The organism is Streptomyces sp. NPDC007896, from assembly GCF_042959425.1.
GTDB lineage: Bacteria > Actinomycetota > Actinomycetes > Streptomycetales > Streptomycetaceae > Streptomyces.
Window position 1 is genome coordinate 96,487 of sequence record NZ_JBIBKX010000006.1, and the last position, 18,099, is coordinate 114,585.

An 18,099-nucleotide genomic window follows, 5' to 3' on the forward strand; every position below is an offset into this window, starting at 1 on the left:
CGCAATGGCTTCCTCATGGCTTCCTGGACTGACCCTCGGTTCAGTGCGCGGACGTGCCCGGCCGGTCGGTGGGTTCGGCGGGGCCGGAGGGGTCGGCGCGGGGCACGGCGAAGGTGGTCACGACCGCGGCGTGGTCCGAGGGCCAGTCGTTGCCGGCGACGTCGGGCCAGGGTCGCGGCGTGCCGGTGACGAGCGCCCGGGAGTCGAGCACGGTCAGCCCCCGGTGCAGCACGAAGTCGATCCGGTCCTGCGGCTCGGGCCGTCCGCTGCCGTCCTCGTGCTGCACGTGGACCGGCGACCAGGTGTGTCCGGGCTCCCGCACGGGGTCGGGGTGGGCCTCGCGGTAGGAGTCGCGCAGGCCGGCCTCCTCGGCGGCCCTGGTCACGGGCCACTCGACGTCCGGCCAGTCCAGGTGCGAGGGCGCGTTGAAGTCACCGACCAGGACCACGGGGACCGCCTCGGTGGCGGACTCGGTGATGCGCCGCAGGATCTCCCGCATCTGCTCCAGCCGGACGCCCTCGTGGGCGATGAGTTCGGCCGCCGGGAGCCCGTCGAAGCGGGCCTCGTAGGGGCCGTACGGCGTGTAGTCGAGGTGGGCGCTCCAGACGTCCACCTCCTGGCCGCCGTCCAGCCGGACGCGCACTCCGGTGCCGCCGTAGAAGCCGACGGCCGGGTCGCCGTGGCGGGCGGTGATCGGGTAGCGGCTGATGACGCCGAGGTTCTCGCCGGCCCGGTGGTGGTGCCAGCCGAGCGCCTCGGCGAGTTCCTGTGCCGAGGTGCCGTAGGTCTCCTGGAGGCCGACCACGTCCGCGCCGGTCTCGGCGATGACCTTGAGCTGCTTCTCGCGGTGGTCGTCGACCTTCGTCCCGCCGTACCAGAGGTTCCAGCTCATCACCCGCAGCTCGCGGGGCCCGACCATGGCGCGCAGCCGGGCCGGGGTCACCTCCTCCAGGCTGGTCAGGACGGTGCGTCCGGGTACGGAGTCGATCGGCGCGAGCGAGGGCACGGCGAGCACGGCACACCCCGCGGCCTCGGCGGACGCCACACCCGTCTCGGTGTCCTCCACGGCCACACACGCGGCGGGGTCGACGCCGAGGGCGCGGCAGGCGGCGAGGTAGGGGTCGGGGGCGGGCTTGGTGTGTTCGGTGTCGTCGGCCGTGACGGAGACCGCGAAGTGTTCGGCGCCGAGGGCCGCGAGGACGGTGTCGGCGACGGCGCGCGGCGACGCGGTCACCAGGGCGGTGGGGACACCCTCGCGGACCAGTTCGCCGAGGAGCCGCAGCGCACCTGGACGGGGCACGATGCCGGTGCGGACCCGGTGCGCGAACTCCCGGTGCAGCTCGGTGGCGATCTCCCGCGCCCCGGCGCCCGTGATCGCGCCCAGCCAGGCGGCGGTGTACTCGACGGGCCGGCCGAGCACCTCCGGCTGGTCGGCCCCGGTCAGCCGGCGCCCGAGCCCGTCGGCCACCTGCTCCACCGCCTCCCACCACAGTCGCTCGGTGTCCACGAGCGTGCCGTCCATGTCGAACAGGACGGCCTGGAGGGGGAGGTGGGGGGAGGTGGTGCGGAGGGTCACGGTGCTCTCTTTCACTCGGCGTAACTCAGTGGGGGGATGCGTCGGTCAGCGCGTGCGCTCGGCGACCAGCACAGGGCGCTCCGGCAGGCTCACGGTCACGGCGGCGCCCGAGCCGAGCCCGGCGGCCTCGTGCGTGGGCAGGTCGGCCTTGACCTCGGTGGCGTCCGGGAGCCGCACGGTGACGCGGGTGGCGGCACCGAGGAAGGCCGTGGCGACGACGCGGGCGGTCCCGGCCTCATCGGCCCGTACCCGCACCGCCTCGGGCCGTACGAGCACGTCGATCTCCGTCGCGGCGGGCGCGTCCCCGTCGACCGGCAGCCGCTGTCCGAGCACCTCGGCCACGCCGGAGTCCAGCCGTCCCGGAATCCGGCTCATCGTGCCGACGAACTCGGCGACGAAGGCGGTCGCGGGCCGCCCGTACAGCTCGGCGGGCGCGGCGCACTGTTCGAGCCGTCCGGCCCGCATCACGGCGACGCGGTCCGCCATGGACAACGCCTCTTCCTGATCGTGTGTCACGAACAGGGTGGTGATGCCGAGTTCCTGCTGAAGCCGGCGGATCTCCTCGCGCAGGGTGAGCCGCACCTTGGCGTCCAGGGCGGAGAGGGGCTCGTCGAGCAGCAGCACGCGCGGACGCAGGGCGAGCGCGCGGGCCAGTGCGATGCGCTGCTGCTGGCCGCCGGAGAGCTGGTGCGGGAACCGCTCGCCCTTGTCGGCGAGTCCCACGAGGTCGAGCAACTCGGCAGCGCGGGAACGCCGTTCGGCGGTACGCACCTTGCGCATCCGCAGCCCGAAGGCCACGTTGTCGAGGGCACTGAGGTGCGGGAAGAGGCTGTACGACTGGAAGACCATCCCCGCGTCGCGGCGGTGGGCCGGGACCCGGGTGACGTCCTCGCCGTCGACCAGCACCTCGCCGGAGTCGGGGTGTTCGAACCCGGCGAGCATGCGCAGCGCGGTGGTCTTGCCGCAACCGGAGGGGCCGAGCAGGGCGAGGAGTTCGCCGGGCCGGACGGTCAGATCGAGGCCGTCGAGGGCGACGGTCGGGCCGAACTCCCGCCGCAGGCCCCGGAATTCAACGGTGGCGGCCTTGGCGTCGGCGGCCTTCTCAAGCGTGGTGACGGTCATGGTTCATCCCCGGGATGCGGAAGCGGAACGGGAGCGCCCGCCGAGCCCGGCGAGCGAGAGGAGCAGGGCCCAGGTGACGAGCAGGCTGAGCACGGAGACGGCGACGGAGAGCTGGGCCTGCGAGCCGCCGACGCTGTAGATCCACACGGCGAAGGGCTGGAAGCCGAGCAACTGGGCGACGGTGAACTCGCCGAGCACCAGGGCCAGCGTGAGGAAGGAGGCGTTGAGCAGCGCCCCACGCAGATTGGGCAGCATGACCCGTACCAGCGCCTGCGGCCAGTTCGCCCCGCAGCTGCGCGCGGCCTCGACGAGGGTGCGTACGTCGACGGCGCGCAGCCCGGCGTCCAGGGCCCGGTACACGAACGGCAGCGCCATCACTACGTACGCGAGGACGAGCACGAACGGAAAGTCGGGGTTCTGGAGGGCCACGAACGTCTCGAACAGCGGGGTGCGGGAGAGGTGTTCGGGTCCCCACTTGAGGACCGTGGCGATCCCGGCGACGAAGGCGATCGGCGGGACGACCAGCGGCAGCGAGCAGATCACCTCCACCACGGGCCGCAGCTTCGGGGCACCGAGCCGCAGCGCGACCATCGCGGGCACCATCAGCAGCAGGACCGCGGCGATGGTGGCGGCGGCCAGTTCCAGCGACAGCAGCAGGCTGGAGCCGAAGCCGTCGGCGGAGACGATCTGGCGGTACGCGTCGAAGGTGATCCCCTGGTTCGGCACGTCGACCGTGAAGATCACGGACGCGGCGAGCGGGACCAGGAAGTAGAGCCCGGCGCAGACGAGGACGACCCCGCGCCAGGGACGTACGCGTACGGACTTGTTCACCCCGCGGGCGGGCTTCAGGGCCCGAGCGGGATTGTTCAGGCTTCCAGCCATCGCGCGCTCCGTCGTTGCAGGGGCAGGTACACGGCCATGACCAGGCCCGCGATGAGGACCATGTCGAGGCTGAGGGCAAGCGCCACGTTCTCCTGGCCGACCAGGACGTTGCCGGAGATGGCGTCGGCGATCTGCAGGGTGACCAGCGGGACCGCACTGCCGACCATGGCCGCCGCGGTGGCGTACGCGGCGAAGGCGCTGCCGAAGAGCAGCACGAGGCCGCCCAGCAGGGAGGGCGTGAGGACGGGCAGGGCGATGTGCCGCCAGTACTGGATTGCGGTGGCGCCGTTGTTCTGTGCGGCCTCGCGCCACTGGGAGCGCAGGCCGTCCAGGGCGGGCGTGATGGTGAGGACCATCAGCGGGATCAGGAAGTACAGGTAGACGATGACCAGGCCCCAGAAGCTGTAGAGGTTCCAGCCCTTGTCCTTCAGGCCCAGGTGCTCGGTCAGGACACCCGCGTTGCCGAGGGTGGCGACGAACGCGAAGGCCAGCGGGACGCCGCCGAAGTTGGCGAGGACGCCGGACGCGGTGAGGACGGCCTCGCGCAGGGCGCGGAAGCGGGAGGTCACCACGGCCTGGGCGAGCGGCAGTCCGAGGACGGTCGCGATGCCCGCGGAGACCGCGGACAGCTTGACGCTGCCGATCAGGGCGGTGAGGTAGGCGCCCTGGAGCGAGTCGGTCAGGTTGGCCGTGGTGTACGAGGTGGCTCCGGTCGTCTGGTCCTTGACGGTGAAGGCGCCGTTCAGCATGGCCAGGGCGGGGATGCCGAAGGCGATCGCGACGAAGACGAGCAGCGGGAGCACGGCGAGCCAGCCGGGGGCGCGGCGCCGCCGCCGCCGGGAAGCGGCGGCGGCGGGCGTCACATCGGCCTCGGCCTCGGTGAGGACGGTGGTCATCCGGAGACGGCCTTGCCCCAGCCCTGCGCGAGGACCGTCTTGGCCTTGGCCTGCTGGGCCTCGGTCGGGAAGCTCGGCGTGCCGGAGACCGCGGGGAGCTTGGCGGCGGCGGTCTTGTCGAGGGTGCCGGCGGTCTGCATGGCGGTCATCAGGGCCGGGCGGGCATAGCCCTTGAGCCAGAGGTTCTGGCCCTCGGTGCTGTAGAGGTACTCCTGCCACAGGCGGGCGGCCGCCGGGTGCGGGGCGTCCTTGTTGATGGCCTGGGAGTAGTACTGGGAGAAGTTGCCGTCCGAGGGGACCGTGACCGTCCAGTCGACGCCCTTGGACTTGAACTCGTCGGCGTAACCGGCGTTCAGGTAGTCCCAGTCGATGCTGATCGGGGTCTCGCCCTTCTCGACGGTGGCCGGGGTCGACTCGACGGGCGTGTAGTTGCCGTTCTTCTTCAGCTTGGCGAAGAAGTCCAGGCCGGGCTGGATGTCGTCGAACGAACCACCATTGGCGAGCGAGGCCGCGTAGACACCGCCGAAGGCCGAACCGGACTTGGTGGGGTTGCCGTTGAGGGCGACCTGGCCCTTGTACTCCGGCTTGAGCAGGTCCTTGAAGGTCTTCGGGCACTCCTTGACCTTCTTGGCGTCGCAGCCGATGGAGATGTAGCCGCCGTAGTCGTTGAACCAGCGGCCCTGCGCGTCCTTCTGCCCCTCGGGGATGTCGGCGAAGGCGGTCACCTTGTACGGCGCGAGCAGCCCCTGCTGGGCGGCGCTGAGCGCGAACGAGCTGCCCAGGTCGAGGACGTCCGGGGCGCGGTCCTGCCCCTTCCTCGACGTCACGGCGTTGATCTCGTCCTGGCTGGCGCCGTCCGGGTTCTCCACCTCGATCTTGATTCCGTACTTCTTCTTGAAGCCGTCGATCAGGGCACCGTAGTTGGCCCAGTCGCGGGGCAGCGCGATCGCGTGCAGCGTGCCCTCCTTCTTGGCGGCCTTGACCAGGGCGTCGAGGCCACCGAGGTCCGCGGCGGAGGTCGCGGTGGCCGCGCTCTTGCCGTCGGCGGTGGTCGACTTGTCGTCGGGGGCCGCGCCACAGGCGCTGAGGGCGAGGGCGGCGGCGACGGCGAGGCCGCCGGTGAGGACGGCGGTCCTCGGCAGGAACACGGTCACGGTCTCTCCAGGAGTACGCACGAGGGTTCGGGTAGTGCGGAGAACTTGTCTGAACAAGTTGGCCCCAGTAGGCCCGGCGTGGGTGTCCTGTTCGTAAACTTTGGCGAAACCGTGACCCTTGATTCCCTGCACAATCCCGGCCCGCGCCGATCACCTTCGGATCTCGATTAGGCTGGTCACGCTGTGCACAGCAGTCGAGTCAGAGGGGAAGCATGCCGGCGCGACACGAGGAGATCGCCGATGAGCTGCGGCGGGCGATCGACCGCGAGGAGTACACGGTGGGCAGTCTGCTGCCCGCGGAGACGGACCTCGCGGCCCAGTACGGCGTGGCGCGCGGCACGGTCCGCCAGGCCGTCGCGGCCCTGACCGCCGAGGGCCTCATCGGCTCCCGCCAGGGCGCCCGCCGGGTGGTCCTCGCCAGCCGTCGCAGCCAGAGCTTCGCCGAACTGCGCAGCTTCGCCCAGTGGGCGCGCGCGATGGGCCGGGAAGCGACGGGACACGTCGTCGAGCAGGAGCACCGCCCGGCGACCGCGGAGGACGCCGTACGCCTTCAACTCCCCGAGTCGACAGCGGTGTTGCACGTCCTGCGGGTCCGCGGCCTGGACGGCGAGCCGGTCCTCCTGGAACGGACCGTGTACGCGGACTGGATCTCCCCCGCCGTCGAGGTCATCGAGCCCGACTGCCCCTCGGTCACCCAGCGGCTCTACGAGGACACCGGCCTGGTCTTCGCTTACGGCGAGCACGTCATCGACGCGGTGGCGGCGGGCGCCCAGGACGCCGACCTCCTCGGCGTCCGCCGCACCAGTCCCCTCCTGAGGGTCCGCCGCGTCACCACCACCCGCGAAGGCCGCCCGGTGGAGTGGTCCGACGACCGCTACCGCTCGGACGCGGTGAGCTTCAGCGTCCACAACTCGATCGGCAACAACGCGCTGGCGAGGAAGACGGCGGAGTGAGGGCGGCTCGTAGGCGGGCGCAGGGGTAGCGCCCCGTCTTCAGGGGCGCGGGGCTGTGACATATAGCGGCTCCGCCGCGGGGCGCGCTCAGCCACCCACAACCCGCGGCCGCCATCCAACCCCCGGCGCCCCCCCTACGTAGGCGACCCGGACGAAAACCGCCGCAGCAACGGAGACAAGACCAGCACCGACTTGGTCCGCTCAACGAACGGCTCGCCCGCAATCCGCTCCAACACCCGCTCGAAGTGCCGCATGTCGGAAGCGAAGACCTGCACCACCGCGTCCGCCTCCCCCGTGACCGTGGACGCGGCCACCACCTCCTGATACCGCTCCAGCCCCCGCTGAATGGTCTCCGGCGAGGTGTTCCGGCGGCAGTAGATCTCGACGAACCCCTCCGTCTCCCACCCCAGCGCCGCCGGATCCACCCGCACGGTGAACCCGGTGATGGCACCCGTGGCCCGCAGCCGGTCCACGCGTCGCTTCACGGCGGGCGCGGACAGCCCGACCAGTTGGCCGATGTCGGCGTAGGAGCGGCGGGCGTCCTCGGCGAGGGCGTGCACGATGCGTTCGTCGAGATCGTTCAGCACTGCGGGTGTTTCACTTTTCTGATGGCGCGAGACGGGAGCGGCGGTAGCCGTAACTGAAGTAGAACACGAGCCCGACGGCCATCCAGACTCCGAAGACCACCCAGGTGACGGCCGAAAGGCTGCCCATCATCCACACGCACAGGGCGAAGCCGATCGCGGGCAGCACCGGCGACAGCGGCACCCGGAAGGTGCGCCGCATCTCCGGGCGCGTCCGGCGCAGCACCACGACGGCCACATTGACCAGCGCGAAGGCGAACAGGGTGCCGATGCTGGTGGCGTCGGCGAGCTGGCCGAGCGGGATCGCGGCGGCGAGGACACCGCAGAACAGCGAGACGATCACGGTGTTGGCGCGGGGCGCGCCGGTCTTGGGGTGGACGCGCGAGAACACCTTGGGCACGAGCCCGTCGCGGGACATGGCGAACAGGATGCGGGTCTGGCCGTAGAGCACGGTCAGGACGACGCTGGCGATGGCGATGACGGCACCGGCGGCGAGCAGCGTGCCCCAGAAGGTCTGCCCGGTGACGTTCTTCATGATCTCGGCGAGCGCTGCCTCCGAGTCGTTGAACTTCCGCCAGGGCTTCGCGCCGACGGCGACGGCCGCGACGACGACGTACAGCGCCGTCACGATGACCAGCGAGAGCATGATCGCGCGGGGCAGGTCGCGCTGCGGGTTCTTGGCCTCCTCACCTGCGGTGGAGGCGGCGTCGAAGCCGATGTACGAGAAGAACAGCGTGGCGCCGGCGGCGCTGACGCCCGCCATGCCGAGCGGCATGAAGTGCTCGTAGTTGCCGGACTTGAAGCCCTGGATGCCGATCGCACAGAACAGCAGCAGCGCGACGATCTTCACGGCCACCATGATCGTGTTGGCGCGTGCGGACTCCTTGGCGCCGCCGAGCAGGAAGGCCATGGCGAGCATCACGACGATCAGGGCGGGCAGGTTGAAGATGCCGCCGTCGCCGGGAGGTGCGGAGAGCGCGTCCGGGATGGTGACGCCGATCGTGCCGTCGAGCAGTTCGTTGAGGTACTCGCCCCAGCCGACCGCGACGGCGGCCACCGACACGCCGTACTCCAGGACCAGACACCAGCCGCAGATCCAGGCGATCAGCTCACCCATCGTTGCGTACGCATACGAGTACGAGGAGCCGGCGACCGGGATGGTGCCGGCCAGCTCGGCGTACGAGAGGGCCGAGAAGAGCGCCGTGAGGCCGGCGATCACGAACGAGAGGGTGACCGCGGGTCCGGCCTTGGGGACGGCCTCGCCGAGGACCACGAAGATGCCGGTGCCGAGGGTGGCACCGATGCTGATCATGGTGAGCTGCCACAGGCCGAGGGAGCGCCTGAGCGAGCCTCCCTCGCCCTGGCCTCCCTCGGCCACCAGGCGTTCCACGGGCTTGCGGCGCATGAGGCGCGCGCCGACACCCGGGGACGGTGCGGCGGACTCTGTGCGGGACTGCGGGGGTGCGCCTTGATCGAGCACGCGGTGGCTCCTTCATCGCTGCCGGTCGATACGGCGGGGACCGGCGGCACCCCTGGCAGCAGGGACCCACCGAGCGGGGTCCCCGCCACGCCATGTACAGCGCTTGACCCTATGAGCCCGGGCTTCACGGGCGTAATGCAGCAACCTTGCGCATCTCCGCAAGATCGTTGCGTTCATCGCACCTCGGCGCGTGTTCGTTGCGCGGGGCCTTTCGATGGTTGCGCACGCACCCGCACGGCAGTCCGCGGCAGGTACGCCGACGGCCCCCGTGGGCGCACCACGGGGGCCGTATGACGGTGGAACGGGTCAGCTCCAGCTGGCGTGCAGGGCCTTGCCCTCCGCATAGCCGGCCGCGCTCTGGATGCCGACGATCGCGTTCTCGGCGAACTCCTCCAGGGAGTTGGCACCCGCGTAGGTGCAGGAGGAGCGGACGCCCGCGATGATCGAGTCGATCAGGTCCTCGACGCCCGGGCGGCCCGGGTCGAGGAACATTCGCGAGGTGGAGATGCCCTCCTCGAAGAGGGCCTTGCGGGCGCGGTCGTACGCCGACTCCTCGCTCGTACGGTTGCGGACCGCGCGTGCGGACGCCATGCCGAACGACTCCTTGTACAGGCGCCCGCTGGCGTCCTGCTGGAGGTCGCCCGGAGACTCGTACGTCCCGGCGAACCAGGAACCGACCATGACGTTGGACGCGCCCGCGGCCAGTGCCATGGCCACGTCGCGCGGGTGGCGGACGCCGCCGTCCGCCCACACGTGCTTGCCGTACTTCTTCGCCTCGGCGGCGCACTCGAGGACGGCCGAGAACTGCGGCCGGCCGACGCCGGTCATCATGCGGGTGGTGCACATGGCGCCGGGGCCGACACCGACCTTGATGATGTCCGCGCCCGCGTCGATGAGGTCCTTGACGCCCTCGGCGGCGACGATGTTGCCCGCGACGATCGGGACCTGCGGGTCGAGCGCGCGCACGGTCCTGATCGCGCTGATCATCGACTCCTGGTGGCCGTGCGCGGTGTCGATGACGAGCGTGTCGACGCCCGCGTCGAGGAGCTGCTTGGCCTTGCCCGCGACATCGCCGTTGATGCCCACGGCGGCCGCGATGCGCAGCTTGCCGTCGGCGTCGGTGGCCGGGGTGTAGAGCGTGGCGCGCAGGGCGCCCTTGCGGGTGAGGATGCCGGCGAGCTTGCCCTCGGCGTCCACGGCGGGGGCGTAGCGGCGGTTGGCGCCGTCCAGCGTGTTGAACGCCTCGCGCGGCTCGATGTCGGCGTCGAGGAGCAGCAGGTCCCGGGACATGACCTCGGCCAGCTGCGTGAACCGGTCCACGCCGGTGAGGTCGGCGTCGGTGACCACGCCCATCGGGCGGCCGTCCTCGTCGACGACGACGCCCGCGTTGTGGGCGCGCTTGGGCAGCAGCGCCAGTGCGTCGGCGACGGTCTGGTGGGGGGCCAGGACGATGGGGGTGTCGAGCACCAGGTGGCGTCCCTTGACCCAGGAGACGACCTCGGTGACGACCTCGATCGGAATGTCCTGCGGGATGACCACGAGACCACCGCGGCGGGCGACAGTCTCGGCCATCCGGCGGCCCGCGATCGCGGTCATGTTGGCGACGACCAGGGGGATCGTGGTGCCCGTGCCGTCCGGGGCAGTGAGGTCCACGCCCTGCCGGGAGCCGACCGCGGAGCGGCTGGGCACCATGAAGACGTCGTCGTACGTCAGGTCGTACGGAGGCTGGATGTCGTTGAGGAAACGCACGTGCTGCACATCCCAGTCGATCAGAGGTGGCCCCCGGACAGGTCAGCCAGGGGGAAGAGCACGTACTTCATTGTCCCATGGCGACCTGAATGTGATGCCCGCACAGATCATCCAGGCTGGTCAGGGGGCAGTTGGTCGGATCCTCCAAGGGAGAGGACGACCGACAGCGTGGCGTCGTGCTCCTCGTAGTGCCCGGCGGCCGATTCCAGTACCTCCTGGGCGGTCTCCCACTCGTCGGGGCGGGCCTTGGCGTAGTGCCGCCAGCCGTTGACCAGGATGACGCGGCCCGGGCTGGCGGGCCCCCAGTCGGGGTCGCCCAGGCAGTCCGCGAGGGCGTCCCAGTTCCGGCCGAACCATTCGGGCAGGTCGAGGGCGCGGACGCAGCGTTCCATGAAGGCCGCCTTGTCCGAGACTCCGGTGAGGTCGAGCACGCTGACCTGCCATCCGACCGCGCGCGCCGCGCGGAACACCTCCGCCAACGGGCCGTCCGTCATCTCAGCACCGCCCTGAACGACTTGTAGTGATCATCGGTGTAGTAGATCTCACCGCCTTGCCCGGTGACAATGCGACGGGCTCCCCGATCATGTGCGCCGGGCGTTTTGACCGTGTACTCGTGGTAGTAGCCGCGCTGGTGCTTGGGCAGCATGCCCTCGAAGTTCCCGAAGACGATGCCGTCCCTGGTGTACGGGAAGGGGCCGCCCTTGTCGATGAGGGCGAGCGTCGTGCGGGCCTCGGCGGGAAGCTGGGCCGCGTCGACGGTCCCCATCCCGTGGGCCCAGGACGGAACCGCCGACCGGGCCGCCGACGGGGCTCCCGTCACCGCACCCGCCCCGGTACCGGCCGACTCCGTCGACGAGCAGCCCGTCAGGAGCACGCCGAGACACAGAAACAGCCCTACGAGCGCCCGGGGCACCCACCGCACCACCACCATGCCGCCGATGCTGCCACGGGCCCCTCCACGTGGCGCGCCGATACCCCGAAGCGCCCCTAACAGGTCACGGCCCGTCCGGGTCCGCCCGGTTGAGGGCGGGGCGGGGGGTCTGGCCCGCTGTCATCAGGTAGTCCGCGGCGGACGTGTCCGTCACCAGGCTGGTGACGAGCCCGGACCGCAGCACCGCGTCGATGGCGGCGGCCTTGCGCTGTCCGCCGGCGATCGCCACGACCTCGGGAATGCGCCGCAGCCGGTCGGCCTCGACGGTGATGCACCGCTCGCCCAGGTCACGGCCGACCCGCCGTCCCTCGGTGTCGAAGAGGTGCGCGGACATCTCGGCGGCGACACCGAGAGTGGCGTAGTGGGCGCGCTCCTCCTCGGTGAGCATGTCGTGCACCGTCGAGATGCCGGGCTCCCAGGAGCCGATCGACACACAGGCGACCGTGACCTTGTCGAAGTACTCGAAGGCGCGGGCGATCCCCGTCTGGCTGCGCAGCGCGGCCGCGGTGGCCACGTCGGGCAGCAGCATCGGCGCGTAGATGGGGTGGGCGTCGCCGCCCGACACCTGCGCGGCGCGCCGTACCGCCTCCACCGACCCGCGCTCCGCCGTCCCGGCGTCGTACACGCCCGTCAGCTGCACCACCGTGCACGGCGGGAGCCGGTCGAGCGCCGCCGCCATGTGGATGGTGGAGCGGCCCCAGGCCAGGCCCAGCACATCGCCCTCGTTGACCAGCTCACCGAGCAGGTCGGCGGCGACTTCGCCGAGGTTCTCGGGGTCGGGCGACTCCTCGGCATCCGCCGGGGACTCGACCACGACGGCGTGGCGCAGGCCGTAGCGGGCGCGCAGCGCGTCGGAGCGCTCCGCGTCCAGCTCGGCGGGCACCCGGATCTCGATCCGCACGAGATCCCGTTCGAGGGCGGTCTCCAGGACCCGGGCCACCTTGAAGCGGCTGACGCCGAACTCCTCGGCGATCTGGATCTTGGATTTGCCCTCGAGGTAGAAGCGGCGGGCCATGGCCGCCGCCTGCACCAGCTCAGCGGGTCCCATCCGCATGGCTGACCGGCCCGCCGACATACCCGACACGGCGATCTCCTCACTGCTGTTCACACTCTGGATTCGCCGTTCATCCTCGCAGATCCGGCGTACTTGATCAGCCCAGATGGGCGGCGTTCACGTTCCCTTTGGTCAGTGGTCGCACGCCCACGCCGCATGGGCCGTCGCGCCCTGAGCCTGAGTGCGCAATGCACGTACCGCCTGGGCCGGATCCGCGGCCCCGTACACGGCCGAACCGGCGACGAAGACGTCCGCGCCCGCCTCCGCGCACCGCTCGATGGTGGACGCCGACACCCCGCCGTCGACCTGAAGCCACAGCTCGAGGCCGTGCTTGCTGATCAGCTCACGGGTACGGCGGATCTTCGGCAGCATGATGTCCAGGAACGCCTGGCCGCCGAAACCGGGCTCGACCGTCATGATCAGCAGCATGTCGAGCTCGGGAAGCAGGTCCTCGTACGGCTCGATGGGGGTCGCGGGCTTGAGCGCCATGGAGGCGCGGGCGCCCTTGGCCCGGATCTCGCGGGCGAGCCGCACCGGAGCGGCGGCCGCCTCGGCGTGGAAGGTGACGGAACCGGCACCCGCTTCCACGTACTGGGGCGCCCACCGATCGGGGTCCGCGATCATCAGGTGGCAGTCCAGCGGCGTCTCCGTCGCACGGGCCAGGGACTCTACGACCGGCACACCGAGCGTGAGGTTCGGAACGAAATGGTTGTCCATGACGTCGACATGGAGCCAGTCCGCGCCCTCCACCGCCTGTGCCTCCTCGGCAAGACGGGCGAAGTCCGCGGACAGAATGCTGGGGTTGATCTGCACGGCCATGCCCCAAGCCTGCCATGCCCCGGGCCGGTTGCTCTCCTCGGTCCGGCTCCTGGACCGTACCTGAGACATACCTGCGCCATACCTGCGCCATACCCGCGCCGTGTCCGAGCCGCATCGGGGCGGCAGCGGGACCGTCGCGCAGATCGAGCGCCTCGATCAACTGCGCCAGGTCGTGCGCGATCGCACGGAAGCCGTTTTCGGCCATCATGCGGACCTGGGGGTCCCAGGCGTCGGCATTCAGCGGTCAGCCATGGCCGCCATGGCTGAACACGACCGGCTGCCCCGTACCCCAGTCCTTGTAATGGATTTCCGTGTCATCCTTCGTGAAAATGAAAGGCAGGGCATATTTCTTTCGATCGAGTTACGTGCGAGATCCCTGATCGGCTGAAATGCATGACGGGAATTTCACGCTACCCGACACGCCGCTTTTCCGCGCGGTACGCCTCCAGCAGGCGGAGCCACACCTCACTCGCGGTGGGGTAGCTGGGCACGACATGCCACAGCACGGGAAGCGGCACTCTCGCGACAATGGCCGTCGTGGCGGAGTGGACGAGTTCCGCGACGCCCGAGCCGACGAACGTCGCGCCCACCACCGTGTCGGTACCCCGGTCGATGACCAGTTTGGCGCGCCCGAGGTAGTCCTCGCGCATCACATACGTGCCGGCCAGCGCGGCCATGTCGTACTCGACCGTCGCCACGTCGAGTCCCGCCGCGCGCGCCTCCCGCTCGGTCCTGCCGGCCGACCCGACCTCCGGGTCGGTGAAGGTCACCTGCGGGTTGCCCCGATGTCCGTCGGCGGAGCCCGGCGCGCCGGGCTCCGCCGCGGCCGCCGGCCCTCGCGTGGCACGGGCGGCGATCACCTCACCGGCGATCCGCGCCTGGTACTTGCCCATGTGGGTCAGCAGCGCACGCCCGCAGACATCACCGACCGCGTACAGCCAGTGCCCGTCCACCGCCCGCACGGCCTGCTCGTCGTCGACCTCCAGAAAGCCGCCGTCGGGGCATCCCACCGACGACAGGCCGATGTCCTGGGTGTTCGGCGTACGGCCGGTGGCGAGCACCAGTTCGTCGGCGACGAGCGTGCTCCCGTCGTCCAGCCGGACGGTGACCTCGCCGCCGTGCGGCAGCCCGACTCCCGTGTCACGGGGATCGTCGCGCCGCACCTCGGTGACCGACCTGCCGGAAAGCAGCCGCACCCCCGCGGCCGTCAACTGGTCACCCACCATGCGCCCGGCGAAGGGTTCCGACCGGGCCAGCAGGCCGGTGCGCCGGTACACGACGCTCAACTCCTCGACGCCCAGCGCCCTCAGCCAGGTCGCCGCCTCGCACGCGACCACCCCGCCGCCCAGCACGACGACCCGGCGTGGCACCTCGCGCAGATTGGTGACGTCGCGGGACGTCCACGGACGTGCCTCGCTCATGCCGGGGATCGTCGGCACGGTGGTGCAGGAGCCCGTGTCGATCACCACCGCGTGCCGTGCGGTCAGCACACGGGTGCCGCCGGCCGCCGTCTCCACCGCCACCGAGCGCTCCCCGGTGAGCCGCCCGTACCCGCGCACCACATCGATGCCGACGCCGAGCGCCCAGTCGATCTGCGAGGAGTCGTCGAGGCCGTTCACGACGGTGTCCCGGCGGGCCAGTACCGCCCGCACATCCAGCTCGCGCCCGCTCAACAGCGAGGACACACCCGGCACATGCCGTGCGCCACCCAGCACCTCGGCCGGACGCAACAGGGCCTTGCTGGGCATGCAGGCCCAGTACGAACACTCGCCACCCAGCAACTCCGCCTCGACCAGCACCGCGTCCAGACCGGAGAACTGCGTGGCGTACTGTGCCGCGTTCTCCCCGGCCGCGGCGCCGCCCAGGACGATGACGTCCCATTCGGAACGATCGGGATCCACACGCGCTGCCATCATTCACGCCCTCAGATACGAGAATGGTGAACTCGGAGGATTCGGAGGATTCGGCGATGACTCTCGTATTGCGCTCGGACGAGGGTTACCACTCGTCGTCCTACTCCGCTTCTGCCTTTTCTCCGAATACGAGAAAGGGTACGCCTTCGGGCTGTTCTTGGCGCTGGGAGAGGTCACGCCGTCCGGCGGATCAGCGCCAGATACATGGCGTCCGTACCGTGCAGATGTGGCCACAGCTGTACGTCGGGACCGTCGCCCAGCGCCGGTACGCCAGGCAGCAGCGGGCGGGCGTCGAGGAGTTCGGCGGAGCCTGTCTCGTAGTGCTTGAGGACGTCGTCCACGACCGCGCGGGTCTCGGCGAGGTGCGGCGAGCAGGTCGCGTACCCGACGACGCCGCCGACCCGCACGGAGTCCAGCGCCGTGCGCAACAGCCCGCGCTGGAGGGGCGCGAAGCCGTCCAGGTCCTCGGGACGGCGCCGCCAGCGGGCCTCGGGACGGCGGCGCAGGGCACCAAGGCCCGTGCAGGGCACGTCCATGAGCACCCGGTCGAAGGTGCCGGGCAGCCACGGCGGACGGGTGCCGTCGGCGGCGATGACCTGGTAGGGGCCGGGATTGCCCGCGAGCGCCTTCGCCACCAGGCCCGCCCGGTGCGGCTGCTTCTCCGAGGCGAGCAGCGCGGCGCCGCGCTCGGCGGCCAGTCCGGCGAGCATGGCGGCCTTGCCGCCGGGGCCCGCGCAGCCGTCCAGCCACGCCTTGTCCCGGCCGTCGAGCGGCGCGTTCGCGAGAGCGAGCGCCACCAGCTGGCTGCCCTCGTCCTGGACGCCCGCACGTCCCTCCCGTACGGCGTCGATGGCACCGGGTTCGCCGCCCTCGCTGAGCCGCACGGCGTACGGCGACCAGCGCCCCGGCAGCGCGGACTCCTCCCCGAGGACACCGAGGAGTTCGTCGGCGGTGGAGCGCCCGGGCCGGGCCACGAGCGTCACCTCGGGCCGCTCGTTGTCGGCCTCGAGCAGGTCCTCGATCCCGGCACGGCCGCCGCCCAGCGCGTCCCACAGCGCCGAGACGACCCAGCGCGGGTGCGAGTGCACGACGGCGAGGTGGTCCTCGGGGTCCTCGTCGTAGGGCGGCGCGACCTGCTCCAGCCAGGCGTCGAGATCCTGCCGGGCGACCTTGCGCAGCACGGCGTTCACGAACTTGGCGCGCCCGTCGCCGAGTACGACGCGGGCGAGTTCGACGGAGGCGGACACGGCGGCGTGCGTCGGGATGCGCGTCCCGAGCAGCTGGTGCACGCCGAGGCTGAGGACATCGAGCACGGGCGGATCGACTTCTCGCAGCGGCCGGTCCACACAGGCCGCGATGACGGCATCGTACGTCCCCTGCCGGCGCAGCGTCCCGTACACCAGCTCGGTGGCCAGCGCCGCGTCGCGCGCGTCGAACTTTTCCGGTCCCTCCTTCTCGCGCGCCTTGCGCAGCAGCGGCGGCAGGACGAGGTTCGCGTACGCGTCGCGCTCGTCCACGGCCCGCAGCGCCTCGAAGGCGAGCATGCGGACCGGGTCCTTCTGGGGGCGGCGATAGGGCTTGCCGGGCTTGCGCGGCCCTCGGGACTGCTCACTCACGAAAAAGGTGCTCCGGATCCTGGATGGTTCGACCCCTCCAGCCTACTTCCGGACGGACGTGGCCGGCCTGACGGCCCACGTGCCCGGCTGTCCGGGCCGAGCGCCGTGCCCGGTGCCCGGTGCCCGGTGCCCGTCGGGACCGTGTCCTGAATCAGCCCCTCCCCGCCGTCCGTGACGGAGACCGTCGACTCGTGCTGCCCGTAGCCGAGTGCCACACGCGCGAGCGGGCGCGGCGTGCCCCCGGCGACCGGCTCGACCGGGACGGGACGGTGCGTCAAGCTCCCGCACTGACACGGGAGTTGTACAACGGAGGAGGTGCGGGCCGTCGCCGTACGACCGTGTGTCAGGCCCCGAGCCGCTCCCCGGAGGCGATGCGCACCCCGCGCGCCCAGTCGGCCGCGCGCATCGGCTTCTTGCCCTGGGCCTGGACCCAGAGCAGTTCCACGGCGTACGAGCCGGTCCCCACGTACACGTTGTTCTTGCCGACGGACAGTTCGCCCGGGGCGAGGTCGGTGCGCTCGGGCACGGGCGTGGCGTGGATGAGCTTGAGCCGCTCGCCGCGGAAGACGGTCCAGGCGCCGGGGGCGGGCGTGCACCCGCGCACCATCCGGTCGACGCGCAGCGCCGGTGCGGACCAGTCGACATGGGCGTTCTCGACGGTGATCTTCGGTGCCAGGGTGATGCCGTCGGCCGGCTGCGGTACGGCCTTCAGGGTGCCGTCCTCGATGCCGTCCATGGTCGCGACGAGCAGGCCGGCACCGGCGAAGGCGAGCCGGGTGAGCAGGTCTCCGCTGGTGTCGGTGCGCCGGACCTCCTCGGTGACGGTCCCGTACACCGGCCCCGAGTCGAGCCCCTCCTCGATGAGGAAGGTGGAGGCACCGGTGATCTCGTCCCCTGCCATGATCGCGTGCTGCACGGGGGCGGCGCCGCGCCAGGCGGGCAGCAGGGAGAAGTGCAGATTGACCCACCCGTGGGCGGGCACGTCGAGGGCGACCCGCGGCAGCAGCGCCCCGTACGCCACCACGGGACAGGCGTCGGGCCCGATCTCCCTCAGCCGGGCCAGAAAGTCCTCGTCCCGCGGCTTGACCGGCTTCAGCACCTCGATGCCGGCCTCCTCCGCCCGTTCGGCGACCGGACTCGCGACAAGCCGCCGTCCCCGGCCGGCGGGCGCGTCGGGCCGCGTAACCACGGCGGCCACCTCGTGCCGCCCGGAGGCGATCAAGGCGTCCAGTGCGGGAACGGCGACCTCGGGGGTACCTGCGAAGACGAGCTTCATGGGTGGCGGCTGGCCTCTCGGGCGGGAACACTTCAGGGCCCTGCACACCCGCCGGTCCGGACGGGATACGGGGCAGCGCACCAGTCTATGCGGC

The 18,099-nt window shown here is 71.3% G+C and carries 16 protein-coding genes and 1 pseudogene; 1 reads left to right on the top strand and 16 read right to left on the bottom strand.

Going from position 1 to position 18,099, the window contains the following annotated elements:
- Positions 1–40: 40 nt before the first annotated feature.
- The 5 genes from ACFZDJ_RS20575 to ACFZDJ_RS20595 are packed head-to-tail and all read right to left on the bottom strand — an operon-like array spanning position 41 to position 5,630.
- Positions 41–1,576 carry an HAD-IA family hydrolase gene (locus ACFZDJ_RS20575; protein ID WP_391060675.1) on the bottom strand — a complete coding sequence of 512 codons (1,536 nt, stop codon included), beginning with the start codon at positions 1,574–1,576 and terminating at the stop codon, positions 41–43.
- 45 nt (positions 1,577–1,621) lie between these two features.
- Positions 1,622–2,698 (bottom strand): ABC transporter ATP-binding protein, encoded by a 1,077-nt coding sequence (locus ACFZDJ_RS20580; RefSeq protein WP_384917951.1) that lies wholly within the window; start codon positions 2,696–2,698, stop codon positions 1,622–1,624.
- A 3-nt stretch (positions 2,699–2,701) separates the two neighbouring features.
- A complete protein-coding gene (locus ACFZDJ_RS20585) occupies positions 2,702–3,580 on the bottom strand; it encodes an ABC transporter permease subunit (RefSeq protein ID WP_391060678.1) in 879 nt (292 codons plus the stop codon).
- Entirely contained in the window at positions 3,565–4,476 is a 912-nt protein-coding gene (locus ACFZDJ_RS20590; RefSeq protein ID WP_391060680.1) for an ABC transporter permease subunit, read from the bottom strand. Before ACFZDJ_RS20590 ends, ACFZDJ_RS20585 begins: the two co-directional genes overlap by 16 nt.
- Entirely contained in the window at positions 4,473–5,630 is a 1,158-nt protein-coding gene (locus tag ACFZDJ_RS20595) for an extracellular solute-binding protein (protein ID WP_390936637.1), read from the bottom strand. Before ACFZDJ_RS20595 ends, ACFZDJ_RS20590 begins: the two co-directional genes overlap by 4 nt.
- 212 nt (positions 5,631–5,842) lie before the next feature.
- On the opposite strand from ACFZDJ_RS20595, the gene ACFZDJ_RS20600 reads away from it, so the two are divergent.
- Positions 5,843–6,583 carry a GntR family transcriptional regulator gene (locus tag ACFZDJ_RS20600; RefSeq protein WP_385369906.1) on the top strand — a complete coding sequence of 247 codons (741 nt, stop codon included), beginning with the start codon at positions 5,843–5,845 and terminating at the stop codon, positions 6,581–6,583.
- Between the two features lie 134 nt (positions 6,584–6,717).
- On the opposite strand, the gene ACFZDJ_RS20605 is transcribed toward ACFZDJ_RS20600, so the two are convergent.
- The 11 genes and pseudogenes from ACFZDJ_RS20605 to fmt all read right to left on the bottom strand — a co-directional run bounded on the left by ACFZDJ_RS20605 (position 6,718) and on the right by fmt (position 18,005).
- A complete protein-coding gene (locus tag ACFZDJ_RS20605; RefSeq protein WP_015661832.1) occupies positions 6,718–7,170 on the bottom strand; it encodes an Lrp/AsnC family transcriptional regulator in 453 nt (150 codons plus the stop codon).
- 10 nt (positions 7,171–7,180) lie between these two features.
- Positions 7,181–8,647: an amino acid permease gene (locus ACFZDJ_RS20610; RefSeq protein ID WP_168507236.1), complete on the bottom strand. Its 1,467-nt coding sequence runs from the start codon at positions 8,645–8,647 to the stop codon at positions 7,181–7,183.
- A gap of 306 nt (positions 8,648–8,953) precedes the next feature.
- The gene (locus ACFZDJ_RS20615) at positions 8,954–10,396 is read right to left on the bottom strand and encodes a GuaB1 family IMP dehydrogenase-related protein (protein WP_384918128.1); all 1,443 of its coding nucleotides are present in this window, start codon (positions 10,394–10,396) and stop codon (positions 8,954–8,956) included.
- Between the two features lie 107 nt (positions 10,397–10,503).
- Positions 10,504–10,890, bottom strand: a complete 387-nt coding sequence (locus tag ACFZDJ_RS20620) for a barstar family protein (RefSeq protein ID WP_168507238.1) — start codon at positions 10,888–10,890, stop codon at positions 10,504–10,506.
- Positions 10,887–11,324 carry a ribonuclease domain-containing protein gene (locus ACFZDJ_RS20625; protein WP_390936759.1) on the bottom strand — a complete coding sequence of 146 codons (438 nt, stop codon included), beginning with the start codon at positions 11,322–11,324 and terminating at the stop codon, positions 10,887–10,889. The genes ACFZDJ_RS20620 and ACFZDJ_RS20625 overlap by 4 nt, the downstream gene beginning before the upstream one ends.
- Positions 11,325–11,391: 67 nt before the next feature.
- Positions 11,392–12,435, bottom strand: coding sequence for a sugar-binding transcriptional regulator (locus ACFZDJ_RS20630; protein ID WP_384917934.1), 1,044 nt, complete (start codon positions 12,433–12,435; stop codon positions 11,392–11,394).
- A 78-nt stretch (positions 12,436–12,513) separates the two neighbouring features.
- On the bottom strand, positions 12,514–13,200 hold the full coding sequence (gene rpe / locus ACFZDJ_RS20635; protein WP_390936645.1) for a ribulose-phosphate 3-epimerase: 687 nt from the start codon (positions 13,198–13,200) through the stop codon (positions 12,514–12,516).
- A 73-nt stretch (positions 13,201–13,273) separates the two neighbouring features.
- Positions 13,274–13,540: pseudogene (locus ACFZDJ_RS20640) on the bottom strand (alpha/beta fold hydrolase); the annotation flags it as partial.
- Positions 13,541–13,610: 70 nt separating this feature from the next.
- Positions 13,611–15,101, bottom strand: a complete 1,491-nt coding sequence (locus tag ACFZDJ_RS20645) for an FAD-dependent oxidoreductase (RefSeq protein WP_391060683.1) — start codon at positions 15,099–15,101, stop codon at positions 13,611–13,613.
- A 185-nt stretch (positions 15,102–15,286) separates the two neighbouring features.
- Positions 15,287–16,729, bottom strand: a complete 1,443-nt coding sequence (locus tag ACFZDJ_RS20650) for an RsmB/NOP family class I SAM-dependent RNA methyltransferase (protein ID WP_384917925.1) — start codon at positions 16,727–16,729, stop codon at positions 15,287–15,289.
- A 343-nt stretch (positions 16,730–17,072) separates the two neighbouring features.
- Positions 17,073–18,005, bottom strand: coding sequence for a methionyl-tRNA formyltransferase (gene fmt / locus ACFZDJ_RS20655; RefSeq protein ID WP_168507245.1), 933 nt, complete (start codon positions 18,003–18,005; stop codon positions 17,073–17,075).
- Between the last annotated feature and the right edge of the window lie 94 nt (positions 18,006–18,099).